We start from the raw sequence: 19,040 nt of genomic DNA, 5'->3' as shown, positions 1-19,040 counted from the left end.
GAATTAAGTATATGTAAGCAACAATAAGCAAAAGACCCTCCATCCTTTTACAGCTTTTCGTCTGTTAAACAAGAAAAGAATTTGCCTATCCTTTGCACATAAATGATCCATTGAAAATAAATGTAATAAAGAAATATTACTTGTGAAATTAGTACATGTTCTATTCAAAAAAGCTTACATTTGGGCAAGCTTCTTTTAATACAATGCTTTTAGAGGTGATGAAAAGTGACAAGAGTAGCATATACCGAAAGTGATGTTGATTTAATTGCAAGGATGATGAGGGCAGAAGCCGAGGGTGAAGGACGGCTTGGAATGCTAATGGTTGGAAATGTAATTGTAAATCGACTAAAAGCTGATTGTCTAGACTTTAAAGATTTACGGTCTATACGCGATGTAATTTACCAGGTGCAAGGTGGAAATTATTCTTTTGAAGCAGTACAAAAAGGAAACTTATTTTATAACCCAGCAAGAGGAATAGAAAAAAGATTAGCTGAACAAGTGTTAAAATATTGGAGACAACACCCTTCCCAGTATGCTCTTTGGTATTTTAATCCATATGGTGAATGTCCACCTACTTGGTACAATCAGCCATTTACCGGAAAATACAAACTACATTGTTATTATGAACCAGTGGCTAATACATGCGAAGGTGCTTATAAATGGTAAAAAAAATTCCCACAAAATGTGGGGATTTTTTTTGATCGTTTTAGGAGAAACACTCTTTTAAAAAACTATGGATTATTCTGAAGTGACCTATTCACTTTTGTACTCTAAAATATCACCAGGTTGACAATCTAATGCCTTACAAATCCCCTCTAATGTGGAAAATCGTATTGCTTTAGCTTTTCCATTTTTCAAAACAGAAAGGTTTGCCATTGTAATACCAACCTTTTCTGAAAGTTCTGTTACGCTCATTTTCCGTTTCGCTAACATCACATCAATATTAATAATAATCGCCATTGATTTCACCTCAGACTGTTAAATCGTTTTCTGATTTTATATTTATCGCTTCTTGTAGAAGTTTCTGAAGAACAGCAGCGAATACTGCAATTACCAATGATGCAAAAACAGGAACCATTCCAATTATAATGAGACCCGGTGCATCATCTAGCTCTGCCACTATATAAACAAATGGCAAAATGACTAAATAAATTCCACTGATTGATATTGCACAGATCTTAATATTCTTAAGTGCTTTAACAGATAGCTCAGAGAATGCCTGGTTCCTGTCAATATACCTTAAAAGGTTAAAAGATTGATACAAAGCGATGAAAAACGGAATTACAGATACATACATACCAATTAAAATAGGATATAGGATATGAGCGAAGTCCGGATTTATTGGATTTTTCACTAAAAAGAATAGACCATATACACATAGTGCAATAACTGGAAGTCCCATAAGAAAAACAGTCATTTTTAAAAACAGTGTGGATCCAAGTTTCATAGAAAACACCTCTTTTATTTAATTTCAATTTGATTATAAAAATTTATTTATCGTTTGTCAATAAATAAATATTATTTAACGTTATGTTATTATCGTTTTTTATTACTCTTAAGTTTTGGATAATGAAATATTTTTATATTTAAGAAAGACATTACCTTATATAGAAAGTAAAATGAAAACAATAATCAAAAGGTAAGGTAATTAGCATAGAAAAACGCACTGCGTTCGAAAACACAATGCGTTTGAAGATTTGATAGTAAGTATATTTTTTTGTGCGGAAAACATCAATACTTCTATGTATGAAAACTACGGTGATTTACTAAATTCTATTGTTTAATTTACCTTGTTTACAAGTGTAACTCCATTAAAAATCGTTCCGCGACAATGTTAAGTCCTAATTTTTCCAACTCACCATATATGTATTCATTTGAAGATATAAAATCCCCAGTTCGTATAGAATGTGCGCCCTTTGTTATTTGAGACAAACCAAAATTAACTATCTCTTCTATATTCCTTTCTTTTTGGCACACATCGAATTGCAATAATATAATTTGGGTATGTTCTTTACTCTGAACTCGTTTATATAACGCATATCCTACTGGATTCTCGTTTCTATAAACTACCATTGATTCTTTATTATGTATATTGCTATTCATCGACTCCCAAGCAACTTCTTTATTATAAAATGATAGATTTTCAACATTAATATTTAATTTCGATGTAAGTGAACTGTTATAAACATATTGCTCGGTAGATAAAGGCAGAGTAGCTTTATATGCTTTAAGTAATTTATGTCTAGTATAACCATATTTTTCATATAGTTTTATTGCACTAGTATTGTTTGTTAACACTTCAAGTGTTGCAAGTTTTACTGAATTTTCTTTATAAATTTGTACAGCTGCTTCCATTAGAATTTTACTAATCCCACGTCCTCTATGACTAGGTGCAATTCCTGTTCCACCGTTCCATGCTTTTATTACACCATCAATTCTTTTTATAGAATTAAAGATAAATCCAACTGGTTTTTCATCGTCAAAAACAACAAATGAACTGGACGGTTGGAGTTCGTTCTGATAGAGCATTAATAATAATTTTTCTTCCGGCAACTGAAAATTAATCGTATAGTCAGAGAATCCTTCATTCCATGCATTCGTAATTTGGGATAAAGAGCATTGTTTTAAATTTTTTATTTTATACAATTTTAAACCCCCATATCTGTTTATATAAGGTACTGCAAATCCTACTCTAATAATGTATATCTTTCATCATTTTGTAAAGATTTATCATCAATCAGTTACCTATTTGGATTTTGATACTTTTCCTTTTGAAGTAAACGAGCAATTGTAAAATTCAAATCCTTGCAAACTGTTGACTCTGACTTTTATCTATATCGTTATCCTCCTTTTTATTCCTATCTTGTTACTAAATCAATAATTATTTATACATTAGACTTATATGGAAAGAAATTAGTTGCAATTTTACACAAAAAATAGGGGCCAAATCATAGATTTGGTCCCTAAGGATAAGTAAGTGAGTCTTCAAACGGAGCTACTTATTTTAATATTTGGTTTTTTTTCTTTGCCATCCTCATACCATTGCTGAATACGGCAATTGATGAGCAATCGCAACTCCTTCAACTACAATTTTCCCGCCTATCACATTCAGTCCTTTTTGAAGGGCAACATTTTCTTCAAAAGCTCCCTTATATCCTTGACTCGCTATTTGTAAAACATAAGGAAGTGTTACATTAGTTAAAGCAAGGGTAGATGTTCGTGGTACAGCGCCTGGCATGTTTCCGACTGCATAATGCACAACACCCTGTCTCGTATATGTTGGATTCGCATGAGTCGTAACATGAGTAGCCGTTTCAAATATTCCCCCTTGATCAATGGCGACATCAACTATAACCGAACCTTCCTCCATTAAGCAGACCATTTCTTCCGTTACCAATTTTGGAGCTTTTGCACCAGGAATTAAGACTGCACCGATTACTAAGTCGGAATCTTCGATTGCTTTTGCAATGGTATAAGGATTGGACATTAAACCAGTAATGGCATTTCCGAAAATATCATCCAATTCTCTTAATCTAGTTGCATTGACATCTATAATCGATACTTTTGCACCTAGACCAACAGCAATTTTGGCCGCATTAGTACCTACAACCCCACCACCAATAATTGTTACTTTCCCACGTTCAACACCAGGTACTCCCCCTAAAAGAACACCTTTTCCACCTCTTGTTTTTTCTAAAAAGGATGCGCCTATTTGCGTGGCCATTCTTCCTGCTACTTCACTCATTGGTGTTAAAAGCGGCAATGAACCATCAGATAGCTGCACCGTTTCATAGGAAATCGCAATCACGTTTTTCTCCATTAAAGCGATGGTTAATTCCCTGTCTGCAGCCAAATGTAAAAACGTGAATAAGATTAGCCCATCAAAAAAATATTGGTATTCTTCCGATATGGGCTCCTTTACTTTTATTACCATGTCACATGCCCAAGCATCAGCAGCAGTATCTACAATGGTTGCACCCGCTTCGATATAAAGTTCATCAAAAAAGCCCGATGTTAGCCCTGCACCTTTTTCAATAAACACTTGATGATTTTGTTTTACCAACTGCATAGTCCCAGAAGGTGTTAAGGCTACTCTATTTTCATTGTTTTTTATTTCTTTCGGCACACCTACCCTCATAACCATCTACCTTTCTATCCAATTCATAAAACTATAAAGCATTAATTTCCTCCGTTAATGTCCTCGTTAAAAAGGCAAGGTCCTCTTCTTCTATATTAAGAGGAGGGGCAATCGTTAACACATTGTTAAAGCCTGCAACGGTTGCTCCATTTTTTCCGATAATGAGACCTTTCTTCTTACAGCCTGCTATTACTTTATTCACTAGCTCTGTTTCAAGAGGTTCCTTTGTTGCTTTATCTTTTACTAACTCAATTCCAATGAGTAAGCCTTTACCTCTAACGTCACCGACATATAGATGATTAAGAAGAAGAGAAGCTAAATCTTGTTTTAACTGATTTCCTAATTGTTTGGATCGATCAAATAGTTTTTCCTTTTCCATAATTTCAATATTTTTCAATGCAAGCGCACAGGCTGCTGGGCTACCACCAAACGTATTGACGTGACGGAAAAAGTCGTATTCCTCTGACCCTTTAAACGATTCATAAATTTCCTTCTTTACAGCTGTTGCTGATAAAGGCAAATAAGCGCTCGTAATCCCTTTTGCCATCGTAATAATATCTGGTTTTACGCCGTAATTCATATAGCCAAATGGTTTTCCTGTTCTGCCAAACCCACAGATGACCTCATCCGAAATAAGCAGAGCTCCATGTTTTTTACACACCTCTTGTACACCAGCCATATATTCTTCTGGTGGAACGAGTACCCCACCACCGGTAATGATTGGCTCCATAATAAAGCCTGCAATCGTTTCACTTAACTCCCAAGTCATTACTCGATCTACATCTTGAACAGATTTCAAATCTTGAGCCTTCGTACCTTCTATTTCTGGAGAACGATACGTATCGGGTGGTGCTACATGGATGAACCCAGGTGCAAGTGGCTCATATTTATACTTGCGCTGTGCTTGACCGGTCGCCGCAAGCGACCCCATAGAATTCCCGTGGTAAGCACGATATCTCGAAATAAATTTATACCTAGAATTGTCCCCATTTTGTTGATGATATTGCCTTGCAATTTTAAAGGCAGTTTCATTTGCTTCTGACCCACTATTGGAAAAGAAAATGACATATTCATCACCAAGCATTTCGTTTAGTTTTTCTGCCAGTTGAATTGCTGGTTTGTGGCTTTGTGTTAACGGAAAATAGGCGAGCTCCTTTAGCTGTTCATAAGCTGCTTCTGCAAGTTCCGTTCTGCCGTAGCCAACATTCACACACCATAAACCTGCCATCCCATCTAAAAAGCGATCCCCGTTGTGATCCGTCACCCAAGAACCTGATGATTTTTCCACAATCATCGTTCCTTCTGGATTATAAGGTTTCATAGAGTGCCACACATAATCTGTATCCTTCGTTAATAAATTTCCGGGTTGTTTTACTTTACTCATATTTCACTTCCTCCCCCCACATACATTTTTAAAATCTTGAAGTAATCATTTTTTTACGCGTGTAAAAGTTTAAACCATCTTTTCCATTTACGTGAAGATCACCATAAAAGGAATCCTTCCAGCCAGAGAATGGGAAGAAGGCCATTGTTGCCGGAACTCCTACATTTATGCCAAGCATACCTGCATCTGCTTCTTCTCTAAATTGGCGAACAGCTTTTGCATCCTGGGTATAAATCGTAGCTCCATTCCCATAACGTGATTTACGAATGTAATCTAGACCTTCCTCTAAATCCTTTGCTCGTAACAGGCTTAAAACTGGGGCGAAAATTTCATCCTTTGCTATTGTCATATCAGGGGTTACATGATCGAAAATAGTAGCTCCTAGAAAATTCCCGACGGCCATTTCCTCCATCTCTTTTCTCCCATCTCTAATTAATGTGGCCCCTTCTTCTAAACCTTTCGTAATATAATCCAACACCTTAGCTCGATGGCTTTCTCGAATAACAGGTGTGAGTAATACCTCTTCATCTAATCCATTTCCGATAATTAATTCGTCCGCCTTCTGTTTTAAGGCTGCAATAAATGGTTCTCCATCACCGACCACCACAACGGCACTACAAGCCATGCAGCGCTGGCCTGCACTTCCGAAAGTGGAGCTAATGATATTTGCTACTGCCTTCTCCATATCTGCATCTGGCATCACAATATGGTGGTTTTTGGCTCCAGATAAGGCTTGCACACGTTTCCCTTGGCCAGCAGCCCTTTCATACACATATTTTGCAACGGGCTGAGAACCAACGAATGATATCGCACTCACATCCTCATGATCTAGCAGTCCGTTCACAACATCATGGGCACCGTGAACGATATTTAATACTCCTTTTGGAGCGCCGGCCTCTGTCAATAATTCTGCAAGTCTATTCGCTAAAATTGGTGTTCGTTCTGAAGGCTTTAATACAAACGTATTTCCGCATGCAATCGCTAATGGAAACATCCACAACGGGACCATCATAGGAAAGTTAAACGGTGTAATGCCACCAACGACACCAAGTGGATAGCGGAACATTTCCGAATCAATATTTTCGGCTATATTAGACAACGTCTCCCCCATCATTAACGTTGGCGCTCCTGCAGCAAATTCCACGCATTCTATCCCTCTTTGGACTTCTCCATACGCTTCCTTGAACGCTTTACCATTTTCTTGTACGATCAATCTGGCTAATTCTTCATGATTTTCCGTTAATAAATGGTGATACTTATAAAAAATGCGCGCCCGTTTTGGAACAGGCGTATTTTTCCACGATTGGAACGCTACCTTAGCAGCCTTTACTGCCAGATCTACATCTTCTTGTGAGGATATTGGAACGTTAACTAGTGTTTCACCAGTTGCTGGGTTAACAACCTCTTCCGTTTTCGTGCTTCGAGAATCTACCCACGCTCCATTAATATAGTTTTGTAAAATGGTTGTTTCTTTTGATACTATAGTCATACCATTCATCCTCTCATTAATATCAAAATATTCAAATAACTTTGTACATAAATTATCTTTCATTTTGAAAGGGCTTTCATTAGACAGTCTGTAAGATAACTATTTAGGATTTTTCCACAGGTTGAATCCCTATAAAACCCCTCTCACTCGCCTGTTTACAAAACATCAAGCCAAAGCTAGAGTGCATCATGATCCTTTTCCTCTATCGGTTTGGAAGTCGTTAAAAATTCATAGGAAAGAAGCATGAATTCAAGAGCTAATCTCTTTTCATGTTTCATAAAATCTTTCCCAATTAATTTTTCTAGTTTATGTAGGCGATGATAAAGTGTTTGTCTGACGATGAATAATTGTCTTGCTGTTTCTTGTTTCGAACCGTTACATACTAAGTATGTCTTTAATGTTTCCATCAGCTTGCCATTATATTTTCGATCATATTCTATGACTGGAGCTAAGTACTCATCAACTACCTCATTTAAATCTACTGTTCTACTTAATAAGGATATGAAGCGGAAAACATGAAGGTCCTCGTAAAAATAGCTATCTGATTGCTCAGAAAGTCGGTCCTTTATTCGCAATGTCTCCTCTGCACTTTGGTAGCTTTTATGAATATCGGAAAGTTTATTAACAAATTTCCCCACACCAAAAAGGGGTTTCTTGTTGTTCATTCCTTTTCGTACAACGTCGGATGCTTTCAATCGTGTCAGTCCTTCTTTCATTCTTTTTTTCCATGTTTGAGGACTTCTCTCATTGACTAGAATGAAAATGATGTTGTTCGCCTTTTCTATCGCAAACATCGAAAAGCCTTGCTGATCAAAAATAGATCGAAAGGCCAACTTAAAATACGTTAATTGAACGGACATATTCTGTGGAATAGAATCTAGTTTAACGATACAAACGAAGGCACCTTTTGGTTTTACCGTACTCGAATGAAAAGCTAAATGCTCGTAGATGCCCTCTTCTGTTTCCTTTCCACTTAACCAGCTCATCACCCATTTCGTTTCTTCTACTCTACGCTTTTCTTCCACATAAAGGTCACGTAATAATAGCTCCGCTAGAGCCGTTGCTGTGCGATCTAAAATAAGGTGATCAAATTCCGTTAATTCCCTTTCATCTGATGCTATGATGAGCTCTGCATATGTTTCTCCTAATAATTTGATTGGTAATCTAGCAATGGAATATGGAGTTTTGTGTGATAAAGAATCACCTTCCCTTTTTACCCCCTGTAATAATGTCCTTTGTTCTTGCTCCATAACATCTGGGAAGCATTGCACCTCTTCTTTTTTATGAAAGACAATCATGACTTGTACTTGTAAATAATTCCGAATCATTTTTAATACTTCGTTGTAGTGGTCGATCGTTAATAATTTTTTACTCAACTCTAGGGAATAGCTTTCTAAATCGGATAGGATTTTGTATTGGTGATTGATAAGGAGACCATGAATATCCTGGGTGATATCAACAAAAGGCACTTCTTTATGTATCAAAATAATTGGGAATTGTGCTCGATTAGCGATTTCGATCACTTCTTCTGGTATTATCGTCGTGTATGTACCCATTTCAATACAAAGACCAGATGCTTGTAAGGCAATTAATTGCTTTACTAGTGAAATGAAATGCTCTTTTTTTCCTTGCCAGGCTACACCAGTGGATAAGATAAGTTCGTTTCCATTTAGTAAGTTTCGAATATTAGTTACTTCTACAACATGAACCCATTTCACTAAACGGCTTAATCCCTCATATCCTGCCACAACTTCACTTTCTTCAAAATGTTTTCTTTGTAAAATGTCCTCTACCGTAAGATAAGATTTCAATTTTGTAACTCCTTAAAATTGAATTTTATAACGATTACGTAAAAGTAATTACAGGTTGACACTTCCAAAAGGAAGAACAGAAACTGGCAGACCTAAATTGAATCCACCAGTTTATATTCTTTTCTTAATAGCTTGATTCTGATAAGTAAGAATGAAAAGCCTTTAGCATATCTTTATACTGCTCCTGGTCCACAAAATCATAGGAAACCCAGTTTTGTTGAACCCATTCAACTAATTCAGATGGGGTATTGAATACTTCACCACTCGTATCTGCTTTTCGTATCATGTACCGTCCGTTATCTTCATCCATGGTAATCTCACAAGGAAATGCCCCATCTTTAGACTGTAATATGAATTCCAAATTATCCCTCATTTCCTCACTTATTTGAAACCTTTATACTTCTTCTTTTTGTTGTTTCATTAACATAGCAGAAAAATATTTTCGGGCATCTGCATTTAAGATGTGAAGGGTTTCTCGTGGCGCTTCTCCATTACTTTCCCCACTTTTCTCAAAATCTACAAATGCACCACTTAAATTCTCTGTTACATTCGTAATTTTATATCCCTTCTGCAATAGAAAATCTATTCGATCCCTTTCATGAAGGAAATCTTGATATTCAGACATGCTACTCTCTCCTTGATTACTTTTTGTTTGTAAATAGAAATTTCTTTAAAATTATGCTTTTGTATCTACAGGATCAGCGACAATTACGGTTTCTTCTTGTGGTACATCTATTATCCAGTCACGTCCTACTGTAATTCCTAGATATTTTTCATCACTAGGGTCTTCGATTTCTGCTTGTTTATATTTCTTAAAATACCAATGCTTTGCCAAGAAGTAATAAACGAGTCCGCCTATACCGAATCCAACAAAGAAGGAATAGGTGGAAACGAAATAAGAAGCCAAACCGCCTACTACCCACGCCAGTAACCCAGCCATATTTACACCATTCATATATCTAAATTGCCCATGTGTTTCGTAAAGATCATGAACATTTACACGTCTCTTTCGAAGGATGTAATAATCTACAAACAATATCCCTACAATAGCGGATAAAATTCCACCAATAACGAGTAACGCAGGAATGATAATACCGAATAAACTCCAAGGCTGAACAAGCATACCAACTACACCAGCCATGATAACCCCAACCCAAAACGGTACTTTAGGTCCACCGACATTGGAGAAAATAACAGCAGCAGGAATAACGTTAGCTGATGTATTCGTAGACCATTGCGCAAGGACAATCATTAATAGTAGAATCCCAAGAATAAATCCACTCGCTGCCTCTTGAAGCCCAACAACAGGGTCGTAATTCATTACTGCAACATAAGACACAGCTCCAATCACGACCATAAACGTATTTACAATCGGCATAGCCACAATACTCCCCATTAATTGTGCCTTGTTACGCTTAAACCAGTTGCGCTCGTTTTTTGGTGCTTTAAAAAATCGTGATAAAGAAGGCATATCTGCAGCAAGTGTTGCCCAGAATCCCATGTTTGCCATTACTACTACCATGAAAGCAGTAAAGGCTGCTCCACCCGTAACAGGGTTTTCAATCCAAGTCCAAACATCTCTCCCTTGTGCCAATGCTTTGTCTGATAGAGAAATGTACATCCAAGAAGAAATAAGGATAATGGTCGGTGCTGCTAAATCAGCAAATCTCTCTACAGCCTTAATCCCTAATGCTGTATTAATTAATTGAACTGCAGCAAAGATTAAGAAACAGACAAACCAATTATCAAAGCCAAAAAGTGCATTTAAAATTCCATTCATTGCAGTAGAACCGAAATACGTATTAATACCAAACCAACAGGATGCTGTAATACCACGGACTAAGGAAGGGAAATGTGTCCCGACGGTTCCGAATGGTGCCCGCATGTAAACCGGAAATGACAGTCCGTGCTCCACGCCTATATCTCCTATAATAGTCATAAAAATTCCAATAAGAACCGATCCGATAATGGTCGCAACAATTACCCAGCCAAGGGATAAGCTTTGTATTCCATCACCACCAATAGCAAACGCCGCTAATACAACGGCCATCCCAACCCATATAACAGCAAATCCAAACGCACTTATTTTCCGATCACCATGATTAATAGGTAATAAATCTGGTGACTTTAAATAATTTCCGCCTTTCTCCATCCCGAACACCTCTTTTTCTTGTTTATTTTCAAAATATTCTGAAATCTAAAGAAATACGTGTACACATGATTTTGTTACAGGAGAGAGAAATGCATATTTTACTCTCTCCCTTTTAAAAAGGCACTTTTTAGTAAATGTATTAAAACTGATAGACAATCGATGTAAATTGTATCTGTGTAGGTGCTTACTTTAAGTCGTTAACGGGCTCTCTCGTTTAAATGTGGAGCCATATTTTGCTCGTTTTAAATATTCACCAGATCCAACTTTACCAACGAATTGTTTATCACGAATGACAAACTCCCCGCGTGACAATACGGAAACTGGTTCTCCTGTAACTTTCATGCCTTCAAACGCGTTATAATCTACTGCCATGTGATGTGCTTCTTTAGAAATTGTTCGTTCCACTGTTGGATCAAAAATGACGATATCAGCGTCAACACCAGCAGCTATGGTTCCTTTTTTAGGGTATAAACCAAATAATTTCGCAGCTCTAGTAGAAATAATATCTACAAACTGATTTAACGTAATTCTTCCTTTTTTAACACCTTCAGAAAATAAGATACTAAATCTATCTTCAATCATTGGACCTCCATTTGGAATTTTGGAGAAATCCCCTTTTCCTAAATCTTTCTGCCCTTTAAAGTCAAAGGAACATTGGTCTGACCCGATTGTTTGAAGTTGACCTGTTCTTAAGGCATTCCATAAGAAATCTTGATTCCACTTTTCACGTAATGGTGGTGACCAAACATATTTTGCACCTTCAAAATTAGGTCTTTCTAAATAAGATTGATCTAATACTAAGTACTGGGGACACGTTTCACCCCATACGTCGATTCCTTTGTCTCTCGCATCGGCTATTTGCTTAGCTGCATCGGCACAAGATACGTGCACAACATAAAGTTGAGAATCTGCTAAACCTGTAAAAGTGGCTGCTCTCCCTGTTGCTTCCCCTTCTATTTCTTGCGGTCTAGTTAAGGCATGATAAATGGGGTCTGTATTTCCATCAGCTAATGCCTTTTTAACTAAATAGTCAATCACATCTCCATTTTCTGCATGAACCATTACAAGTGCTCCAAGCTCTTTTGCTGCAATTAACGTTTCGAAAAGCGTTTCATCATCCGCCTGCAGTACATTTTTATAAGCCATAAATACTTTAAAAGAAGTAATTCCCTCTTCCTCAATAACGGAAGGAAGTTCATTTAAAACACGATCATTCATTTCCCCAATCATTAAGTGGAATCCATAATCAATAACCGCTTTATCCTTTGATTTGGCATGCCACACATCAATAGAATTTTGCAATGGTTCACCTTTTTTAGTAATACAGAAGTCAATAATCGACGTCGTGCCACCGTAAGCGGCTGCAATCGTACCTGTTTCAAAATCATCTTTCGAAACAGTTCCACCAAAAGGCATTTCTAAATGCGTATGAGGATCAACACCACCCGGAAAGACATAACATCCAGATGCATCGATTACTTCTGCATCTTGTGTGGACAGATTTTCCCCAATTAGACTAATAACTCCATTTTCAATACAAACGTCAGCTTCATACGTATCTGTAGCCGTTACAATCATTCCATTTTTGATCACTTTTTTCATGCTTTTCCTCCTTTACATACTTATCTATTAAAAACTATGAATCTACTTTTTCATTGCTTGACTAGTTAAAGTAGAACTTAAAACAGCTTGGCGTTCGTTCCATGTCATGGAAGGTAACTCATTTGGAACCTCTACCATTTCAATTGCTCCGTCTACTGGGCATACGATAGAACACAAGTTACATCCTACACAGTCTTCCTCCCTCACTTGCAAGATGTCCTTCCCGTTTCCGTCCTTCAACATATCGATACATTGGTGAGCTGTATCCTCACATGCGATATGACACTTGTTACAGTTAATGCAAATATCGTTATTAATTCTAGCTACAATATTGTAGTTTAAATCTAGATCACCCCAATCAGAATACCTCGGTACCGATTTTCCGACTAAGTCCATCGCAGAAGCTAATCCTTTTTCATCTAAATAAGTGTCTAGTCCTTCTATCATATCCTCCACGATTCTAAATCCATGGTGCATTGCTGCTGTACATACTTGGACACCTGTTGCTCCCATTAACATATACTCCACAGCATCTTTCCAGTTCGAAATTCCCCCAATTCCCGAAATCGGAACATTAATATTGGCATTTCTGGCACATTCCCCAACCATATTAAGTGCGATTGGTTTGACGGCTGGTCCACAGTAGCCACCATGGGCACCTTTTCCGGCAACATGTGGAATTGTATTCCACGTATCTAAATCAACACCAGCAAGACTATTTATCGTATTGATCATACTAACAGCGTCTGCTCCCCCTTGCACTGCAGATTCCGCTGTTACGGTAATATCCGTTATGTTAGGCGTAAGCTTAACAATGACAGGTGTCTTGGCTACTTCCTTAACCCAATAGGTTTGTTTCTCTACTAACTCAGGCACTTGACCAGATGCAGAGCCCATTCCTCTTTCTGCCATTCCATGCGGACAGCCAAAATTGAGTTCAAGACCGTCAACTCCAACATCTTCTACCCGTTTAACAATTTCGTGCCAAGCCGCTTGATTTGGTTCAACCATAAGTGATGCAATGATCGCATGGTCTGGAAACCGTTTTTTTGTTTCATAAATTTCTTTTAAGTTCACTTCTAATGGACGGTCTGTAATCAACTCAATATTGTTAAAACCTGCTACTCGCTGGCCATTAAAATTTACCGCCGCAAATCGAGATGAAACATTTAGGATTGGATCCCCTAACGTTTTCCAAACAGCTCCTCCCCACCCTGCTTCAAAAGCACGTTGCACCTGGTACCCCGAATTCGTTGGAGGAGCAGAAGCTAACCAAAATGGATTGGGTGATTCAATCCCTGCTAAATTAATGCGTAAATCCGCCATGAACTAACCTCCCTTGGTTTTCTACTTACACTCGTTGTCCTTTATGCTGTTTCAGTAACAGACCCAAACAATGACTGGTGAATGGCATAAGCCGTTTCTTTACCTTGCTGAGCAGCAGAGACGACCATCGCTTCACCTAATCCTTTACCAAACGTTACGTCTCCACATGCATAAACTTTCTTGTTCGATGTTTGATTGGTATTTCGGTCAATTTTGACTACCCCACCATTATGCTCTAAACCAAATTGCTCAATCATGTCTACATACCTAGATTGACCAATTGCTTTAATAACAGCATCCACTTCTAGTATGAATTCCGACCCTTCGATTGGAATCGGTCTACGGCGTCCATCACTATCGGGTTCACCTAACTCCATTTTGATACATTCAATGGCCTTTACATTGCCATTTTCATCGCCAATAATTCGTTTCGGTGTCGTCAGCCATCTAAATTCAACTCCATCTTGCTTGGCAAACTCGTATTCAAAATCATAGGCAGTCATTTCTTCAACTGTACGGCGGTAGAGAATTTTTACATTTTCCGCACCGAGCCTAACAGAACAAGTTGCCCCATCAATAGCTGTGTTACCTGCACCGATGACGACCACTCGTTTTCCAAGAAATTGATTTGTAATTGGTTTTGTCTTCGTTTCTTTTACAAAATCAATCGCATCGTACACACCATTTAAATCTTCCCCGTCTATGCCTAAGTTTGGAACGCTTGACATACCAATTGCCAAAACAACAACATCATAAGTGTTCATGATTTCCTTTACAGAAATGTCTTCTCCTACACGAGTATTTGTTCGAATTTTTACATCCAGACTTTCTACTTGTTTTACTTCCCAGAAGGAAATTTCTTTCGGCAGTCTGAAGGATACAATTCCATATGTATCTAGTCCTCCTGCTTTATCCTCCGCTTCAAAAATGGTCACGTCGTATCCTAATAAGGCAAGCTCTCGGGCAGCTGATAAACCAGCGGGACCACCACCAACAATGGCGACAGATTTTCCATTTTTGTTACCAGCCTTAAACAGCACCTGTTCATTTTTAATTGCCCAATCTGTCGCATAGCGTTGGAGATCACCGATCATAATTGGTTTTGTCGAATGGTTTAAAACACAGGCACCTTCACACAACTCTTCCGTTGGGCAAACACGTGCACAGCTTGCTCCAACAGGGTTTTCCGTCATAATTGTTTTTGCTGAACCTTTTACATTTCCTGAGGCGATTTTTTTGATGAATGTTGGGATATCAATTCCAGTTGGACAGGCAGTAATACAAGGGGCATCGTAGCAATATAAACATCGATTCGATTCTTCCATAGCTTCCTGATCTGTTAAACCAGGATGAACCTCTTGAAAATTGCTACTTAAATCAGTTAATGAAATTTTTGAGTAGCTAGTATTACTCAAACGAATAACCTCCTTTTCGCAAACGTAGAAGCTCCTTTTATTAGGGAGCATATATATAAAGGGCTTTACTTGTTGTGTTGAAAGGTAAAGCCCTGATTGATATTGACCTACCTTAAGGCAATAAAGCCGTCATATCCTCATAGGTTTCTGGTCTACGGTCGCGATAAAATTGCCATGTATCTCGTACTTCACGAATCATTTTCTTATTCATTTCCCCGATAATCACTTCATCCTTATCCCTACTTGCTGTTGCAACAAAGTTTCCACGTGGATCAACAAGGTATGACTGCCCATAAAACTCACCCATATTCCAAGGGGCTTCCACGCCAACACGATTAATAGCACCGAGATAGTATCCATTCGCCACCGCATGTGCAGGCTGCTCAAGTTTCCATAAGTATTCAGAAAGGCCAGCTACTGTTGCGGAAGGATTGAAGACAATTTCTGCTCCTTTTAAACCTAGTATTCTTGCACCTTCAGGGAAATGGCGATCATAGCAAATGTATACGCCAATTTTTGCAAAGGCTGTATCAAATACTGGATATCCTAGATTTCCAGGCTTAAAATAGAATTTCTCCCAGAAACCACATCCTTCATTGCCTACTCCTACGTGGGGAATATGTTGTTTCCGATACTTTCCTAAATAGGAACCGTCTGCATCAATAACTGCAGCTGTATTATAGTAAGTAGAAATTCCTTCTACTTCATAGATAGGTAATACAATGACGACTTCCAATTCTTTTGCAAGATCCTGAAAAAGCTTTGTCGTTGGTCCGTTTGGAATTTCTTCTGCTGCATCGTACCACTTCGTATTTTGTTCGGAGCAAAAATAAGGTCCATAAAAGATTTCTTGCAAACAAATAATCTGAGCACCCTTCGTTTTAGCTTCCCTTACAAGCTTAATGTGCTTCTCAATTGCCTTTTCTTTGTGCACCTGTACTGGTTCATCACCATGCACATCATTAGTAGCTTGAATAAGTCCAATTTTCACGTTATCAGACATCTGAAAGACCTCCTAAAATATTTATTTTTATTGAGTACAATAACTAATATGAGTATATTAGCTACTTGAACAACCAGTTTAAGAAAACGCTTACATTATTTTTTTTTACGAAAGAATGACTAAGGTAGGGTGTAGAGTTTCCATGGAGGATTTTTTGCAGAATTTACTGAATAGTTAGAAGTTTACATTTATTTTACTTTTTTCCAGGCTCGTTTGCATTATACACCCTGTGAAATGATGTGCTTTTATTATGTTTCACACTGTAAGATACGAAAAATACTCATTTCATATGAAGAAAGGATTCCTCAAGAAGTAAACATGTAGATGTAGTAGGTAAAAAAATGAAGTGGTACATTATGTTAATATATTGTACAAACTACAATAGCATAATAGATTTCAAAAATTTGTAGAAAGGTGTAAGGTCGTACAAATTTTTTAAAAAACAAATGATACACCTTTATAAGCGTTATTTTTTTCTGGTATCTTCGCGGATTGATAGTAATTAATACAAAAATGTCTGCTCTTTGTCGATTTGTATACAACAAGGAGCAGACATGAGTTAAAATCTTTTGCACTCATCTATCACACTAGTAATGAGACTTGCAACGGTTTGGTTTTTAGCTAGTCTAGGACTCTGGCCAGACCAAAGCGACATATACGCTTGATTATTTTGAGTAGAAGAAGCTTTTCTTATCCATTTCGTTAAGCTGTTCTGTATAGGAAAATCTGGTAGAAGTTTTTCCTGTCCCCTCATTTCATCCACAAATTTATTCCTAATCCCCCTCGCCCATTTTCCGGAAAAGGCACGTGTCAGTACTGTTTGGTCTTCACTAGACTGAAGGATAGCTTGTTTGTGAATTGGATGCGCCCCACTTTCTTCACAAGTTAAAAAAGCCGTTCCCATTTGAACACCTTGTGCACCTAAGCAGATGGATGCCATTAATCCTCTTCCATCCATTATTCCTCCTGCGGCGACAACAGGAATCTTCACATTGTCAGCGACTTGTGGAATAAGTGACATTAAACCAATTAAACTGTCTGTGTGAACACTGATGAAATTTCCCCGGTGACCTCCTGCTTCACTTCCCTGCACGACGACTATATCCATACCGATTTTTTCGATTTCAATAGCTTCTCTTACCGTTGTTGCAGTTCCAACTAAAACAATATTATGCTGTTTCAATTCCTTTAGAACATGCTCAGAGGGTACACCAAAAGTAAAGGAACAAACAGGTACTTTTTCTTCTAACACAATTTTCCATTGCTCCGTATATGTTGCTTGTAAGTTTTCAAAAGTAGGAAGATCTACCCCGTTTCCCTCTATTTCTAACAAATGACGAAAAGGCTCTAGCAGTAGATTTGCATTTTCAATTTCTCTACCTGAAACAAGAAAATTGTTCGGAATAAACATGTTTACCCCAAAGTTATTTGAGGTTAACTGCCGTACTTCTTTAATTTGCTTCCTTAATTCAACAGGGCTCATATACCCCGCACCTATCATACCGAGACAGCCGTTATTGGATACGGAAGCAACTAATTCTGTTGTGGTTACTCCACCAGCCATTGGTGCTTGAATAATCGGGTATTTAATTTGCAGGAGTTTCGTCAGTTTGTTAGGAAACATCATACTCACCTTTCGATTTTTTAGCTTTAAATAGGAAGAAAGCTTCATTCAGTGCCCCCAATTAGTTGTAAAAAATTTTTTCCTAGTATGCATTCTTTTTCGCTATCTGTGATTGGTAGTTGTTTAATCCAGGACTTCTTTTCTGCATAATCATATTCGTTAAACTTGGTCATTCCGTATGGCCCGTCACACCCATATAGCACTTTTTCGTACCCGAGAGCTTTCACTGTTTGTTTGACAATAGAAGGATTAAGATAGTCGCTAGATGTATCGACATATACATTTGGTTTATTACTAATGTATTTCCAGAGGTTTTTCCAAAAAGGAAGTCCCGCATGGGCATATATTAATTTAAGGTCGGGGTAATTTTCCGGTAAGTATTTATAGGAATCTTTTTCAGCAGATAAATGAATAATCATTGGTTTTCCAAGTTTCTCACACATTTCTGCAACAGGATCTAAAGTTTGAATACTATATTGATGCATAAATGGATGAGCTTTTACACCGACAAAACCTGGCTTTTCCAGATACCTTTTTACTTCCTCTATTGATTCATGTAGTAAGGGGTTAACTGTAGCCCAGCCAAGAAACCTATCTGGAAATCTAGTAATAGCTTCTTCCACTACTTTATTGTTTGGCTCGGTTAAGACTTTGTATGCATTCCCATAAAGGTTCAACTTCCCATCTGTAACGAGGCCATCATAGATTTTTAATCCAACTGTTGGCACATGGAGAATAAGAATGCGGAAAAGCCGTTGAAGATTGTGTTGGAAGGTACTCTCCACTTCGAACATTGTTTCATTCATAGGAGAAATAAGCACTGTTTTTGCTATATGATGGTGTTCCATGCTCTCCATCATTTTGTCTAAAGTCAACATCGTCTCATCAACATGAAAATGACAATCAACAATCATTTACATAACCTCCCTTAATTTTACTCTTTTATTTTCTACGACATACAGAAGTAAAATCCCTTTATTATGGATTATGGCTAGTTAAACAAATATATCTTCCAAGCAGGCTTCAATAAAACAAATTGAATTTTGAGGAATTCTGTATGCCAAAACAGACCTCTAGTAAGTGGCTGTAAAATGAC

Annotated in this window: 17 protein-coding genes; 1 reads left to right on the top strand and 16 read right to left on the bottom strand. The window is 37.6% G+C overall.

The features are described from left to right. Positions 1-225: 225 nt before the first annotated feature. On the top strand, positions 226-666 hold the full coding sequence (locus HNQ94_RS04865; RefSeq protein ID WP_174494804.1) for a cell wall hydrolase: 441 nt from the start codon (positions 226-228) through the stop codon (positions 664-666). 87 nt (positions 667-753) lie between these two features. Here the strand turns inward: HNQ94_RS04865 and HNQ94_RS04860 are convergent, their stop codons facing one another. The 16 genes from HNQ94_RS04860 to HNQ94_RS04785 all read right to left on the bottom strand — a co-directional run bounded on the left by HNQ94_RS04860 (position 754) and on the right by HNQ94_RS04785 (position 18,858). Then, complete coding sequence (locus tag HNQ94_RS04860) at positions 754-960, bottom strand: helix-turn-helix domain-containing protein (RefSeq protein ID WP_174494805.1); 207 nt, start codon at positions 958-960, stop codon at positions 754-756. A gap of 10 nt (positions 961-970) precedes the next feature. Then, positions 971-1,447, bottom strand: a complete 477-nt coding sequence (locus HNQ94_RS04855) for a DUF2975 domain-containing protein (protein WP_174494806.1) — start codon at positions 1,445-1,447, stop codon at positions 971-973. 347 nt (positions 1,448-1,794) lie between these two features. Further along, positions 1,795-2,646 carry a GNAT family N-acetyltransferase gene (locus HNQ94_RS04850; protein ID WP_174494807.1) on the bottom strand — a complete coding sequence of 284 codons (852 nt, stop codon included), beginning with the start codon at positions 2,644-2,646 and terminating at the stop codon, positions 1,795-1,797. Between the two features lie 388 nt (positions 2,647-3,034). Beyond that, positions 3,035-4,138 carry an alanine dehydrogenase gene (ald, locus tag HNQ94_RS04845; protein WP_174494808.1) on the bottom strand — a complete coding sequence of 368 codons (1,104 nt, stop codon included), beginning with the start codon at positions 4,136-4,138 and terminating at the stop codon, positions 3,035-3,037. Positions 4,139-4,169: 31 nt separating this feature from the next. Further along, a complete protein-coding gene (locus tag HNQ94_RS04840; RefSeq protein ID WP_174494809.1) occupies positions 4,170-5,522 on the bottom strand; it encodes an aspartate aminotransferase family protein in 1,353 nt (450 codons plus the stop codon). Between the two features lie 28 nt (positions 5,523-5,550). Beyond that, positions 5,551-7,011, bottom strand: a complete 1,461-nt coding sequence (locus HNQ94_RS04835) for a CoA-acylating methylmalonate-semialdehyde dehydrogenase (protein ID WP_174494810.1) — start codon at positions 7,009-7,011, stop codon at positions 5,551-5,553. Between the two features lie 176 nt (positions 7,012-7,187). Further along, positions 7,188-8,822 (bottom strand): PucR family transcriptional regulator, encoded by a 1,635-nt coding sequence (locus HNQ94_RS04830; protein ID WP_174494811.1) that lies wholly within the window; start codon positions 8,820-8,822, stop codon positions 7,188-7,190. Positions 8,823-8,946: 124 nt separating this feature from the next. Continuing rightward, positions 8,947-9,183 carry a hypothetical protein gene (locus tag HNQ94_RS04825; RefSeq protein ID WP_174494812.1) on the bottom strand — a complete coding sequence of 79 codons (237 nt, stop codon included), beginning with the start codon at positions 9,181-9,183 and terminating at the stop codon, positions 8,947-8,949. A gap of 33 nt (positions 9,184-9,216) precedes the next feature. Continuing rightward, positions 9,217-9,447 (bottom strand): hypothetical protein, encoded by a 231-nt coding sequence (locus tag HNQ94_RS04820; RefSeq protein WP_174494813.1) that lies wholly within the window; start codon positions 9,445-9,447, stop codon positions 9,217-9,219. Between the two features lie 51 nt (positions 9,448-9,498). Then, on the bottom strand, positions 9,499-10,974 hold the full coding sequence (locus HNQ94_RS04815) for an NCS1 family transporter (RefSeq protein WP_174494814.1): 1,476 nt from the start codon (positions 10,972-10,974) through the stop codon (positions 9,499-9,501). Positions 10,975-11,163: 189 nt separating this feature from the next. Further along, complete coding sequence (gene hydA / locus HNQ94_RS04810) at positions 11,164-12,576, bottom strand: dihydropyrimidinase (RefSeq protein ID WP_174494815.1); 1,413 nt, start codon at positions 12,574-12,576, stop codon at positions 11,164-11,166. 42 nt (positions 12,577-12,618) lie between these two features. Next, the gene (gene preA / locus HNQ94_RS04805) at positions 12,619-13,902 is read right to left on the bottom strand and encodes an NAD-dependent dihydropyrimidine dehydrogenase subunit PreA (RefSeq protein WP_174494816.1); all 1,284 of its coding nucleotides are present in this window, start codon (positions 13,900-13,902) and stop codon (positions 12,619-12,621) included. Between the two features lie 41 nt (positions 13,903-13,943). Continuing rightward, a complete protein-coding gene (locus tag HNQ94_RS04800) occupies positions 13,944-15,317 on the bottom strand; it encodes an NAD(P)-dependent oxidoreductase (protein ID WP_246199919.1) in 1,374 nt (457 codons plus the stop codon). A 112-nt stretch (positions 15,318-15,429) separates the two neighbouring features. Next, entirely contained in the window at positions 15,430-16,320 is an 891-nt protein-coding gene (locus HNQ94_RS04795) for a nitrilase-related carbon-nitrogen hydrolase (RefSeq protein WP_174494818.1), read from the bottom strand. A gap of 559 nt (positions 16,321-16,879) precedes the next feature. Continuing rightward, complete coding sequence (locus HNQ94_RS04790; RefSeq protein WP_174495151.1) at positions 16,880-17,944, bottom strand: NAD(P)H-dependent flavin oxidoreductase; 1,065 nt, start codon at positions 17,942-17,944, stop codon at positions 16,880-16,882. 44 nt (positions 17,945-17,988) lie between these two features. Further along, positions 17,989-18,858 (bottom strand): amidohydrolase family protein, encoded by an 870-nt coding sequence (locus HNQ94_RS04785; protein ID WP_174494819.1) that lies wholly within the window; start codon positions 18,856-18,858, stop codon positions 17,989-17,991. Positions 18,859-19,040 lie beyond the last annotated feature (182 nt).

It is taken from the genome of Salirhabdus euzebyi (assembly GCF_014207435.1).
Lineage (GTDB): Bacteria > Bacillota > Bacilli > Bacillales > Alkalibacillaceae > Salirhabdus > Salirhabdus euzebyi.
This window is presented reverse-complemented; position numbering and strand designations above follow the sequence as displayed.

Coding starts and splice junctions, on each gene's coding strand:
- HNQ94_RS04860 (WP_174494805.1), bottom strand. CDS start 960: ATGGCGATTATTATTAATATTGATGTGATGTTAGCGAAACGGAAAATG.
- HNQ94_RS04855 (WP_174494806.1), bottom strand. CDS start 1,447: ATGAAACTTGGATCCACACTGTTTTTAAAAATGACTGTTTTTCTTATG.
- ald (WP_174494808.1), bottom strand. CDS start 4,138: ATGAGGGTAGGTGTGCCGAAAGAAATAAAAAACAATGAAAATAGAGTA.
- HNQ94_RS04840 (WP_174494809.1), bottom strand. CDS start 5,522: ATGAGTAAAGTAAAACAACCCGGAAATTTATTAACGAAGGATACAGAT.
- HNQ94_RS04835 (WP_174494810.1), bottom strand. CDS start 7,011: ATGACTATAGTATCAAAAGAAACAACCATTTTACAAAACTATATTAAT.
- HNQ94_RS04820 (WP_174494813.1), bottom strand. CDS start 9,447: ATGTCTGAATATCAAGATTTCCTTCATGAAAGGGATCGAATAGATTTT.
- HNQ94_RS04815 (WP_174494814.1), bottom strand. CDS start 10,974: ATGGAGAAAGGCGGAAATTATTTAAAGTCACCAGATTTATTACCTATT.
- hydA (WP_174494815.1), bottom strand. CDS start 12,576: ATGAAAAAAGTGATCAAAAATGGAATGATTGTAACGGCTACAGATACG.
- preA (WP_174494816.1), bottom strand. CDS start 13,902: ATGGCGGATTTACGCATTAATTTAGCAGGGATTGAATCACCCAATCCA.
- HNQ94_RS04795 (WP_174494818.1), bottom strand. CDS start 16,320: ATGTCTGATAACGTGAAAATTGGACTTATTCAAGCTACTAATGATGTG.
- HNQ94_RS04790 (WP_174495151.1), bottom strand. CDS start 17,944: ATGTTTCCTAACAAACTGACGAAACTCCTGCAAATTAAATACCCGATT.
- HNQ94_RS04785 (WP_174494819.1), bottom strand. CDS start 18,858: ATGATTGTTGATTGTCATTTTCATGTTGATGAGACGATGTTGACTTTA.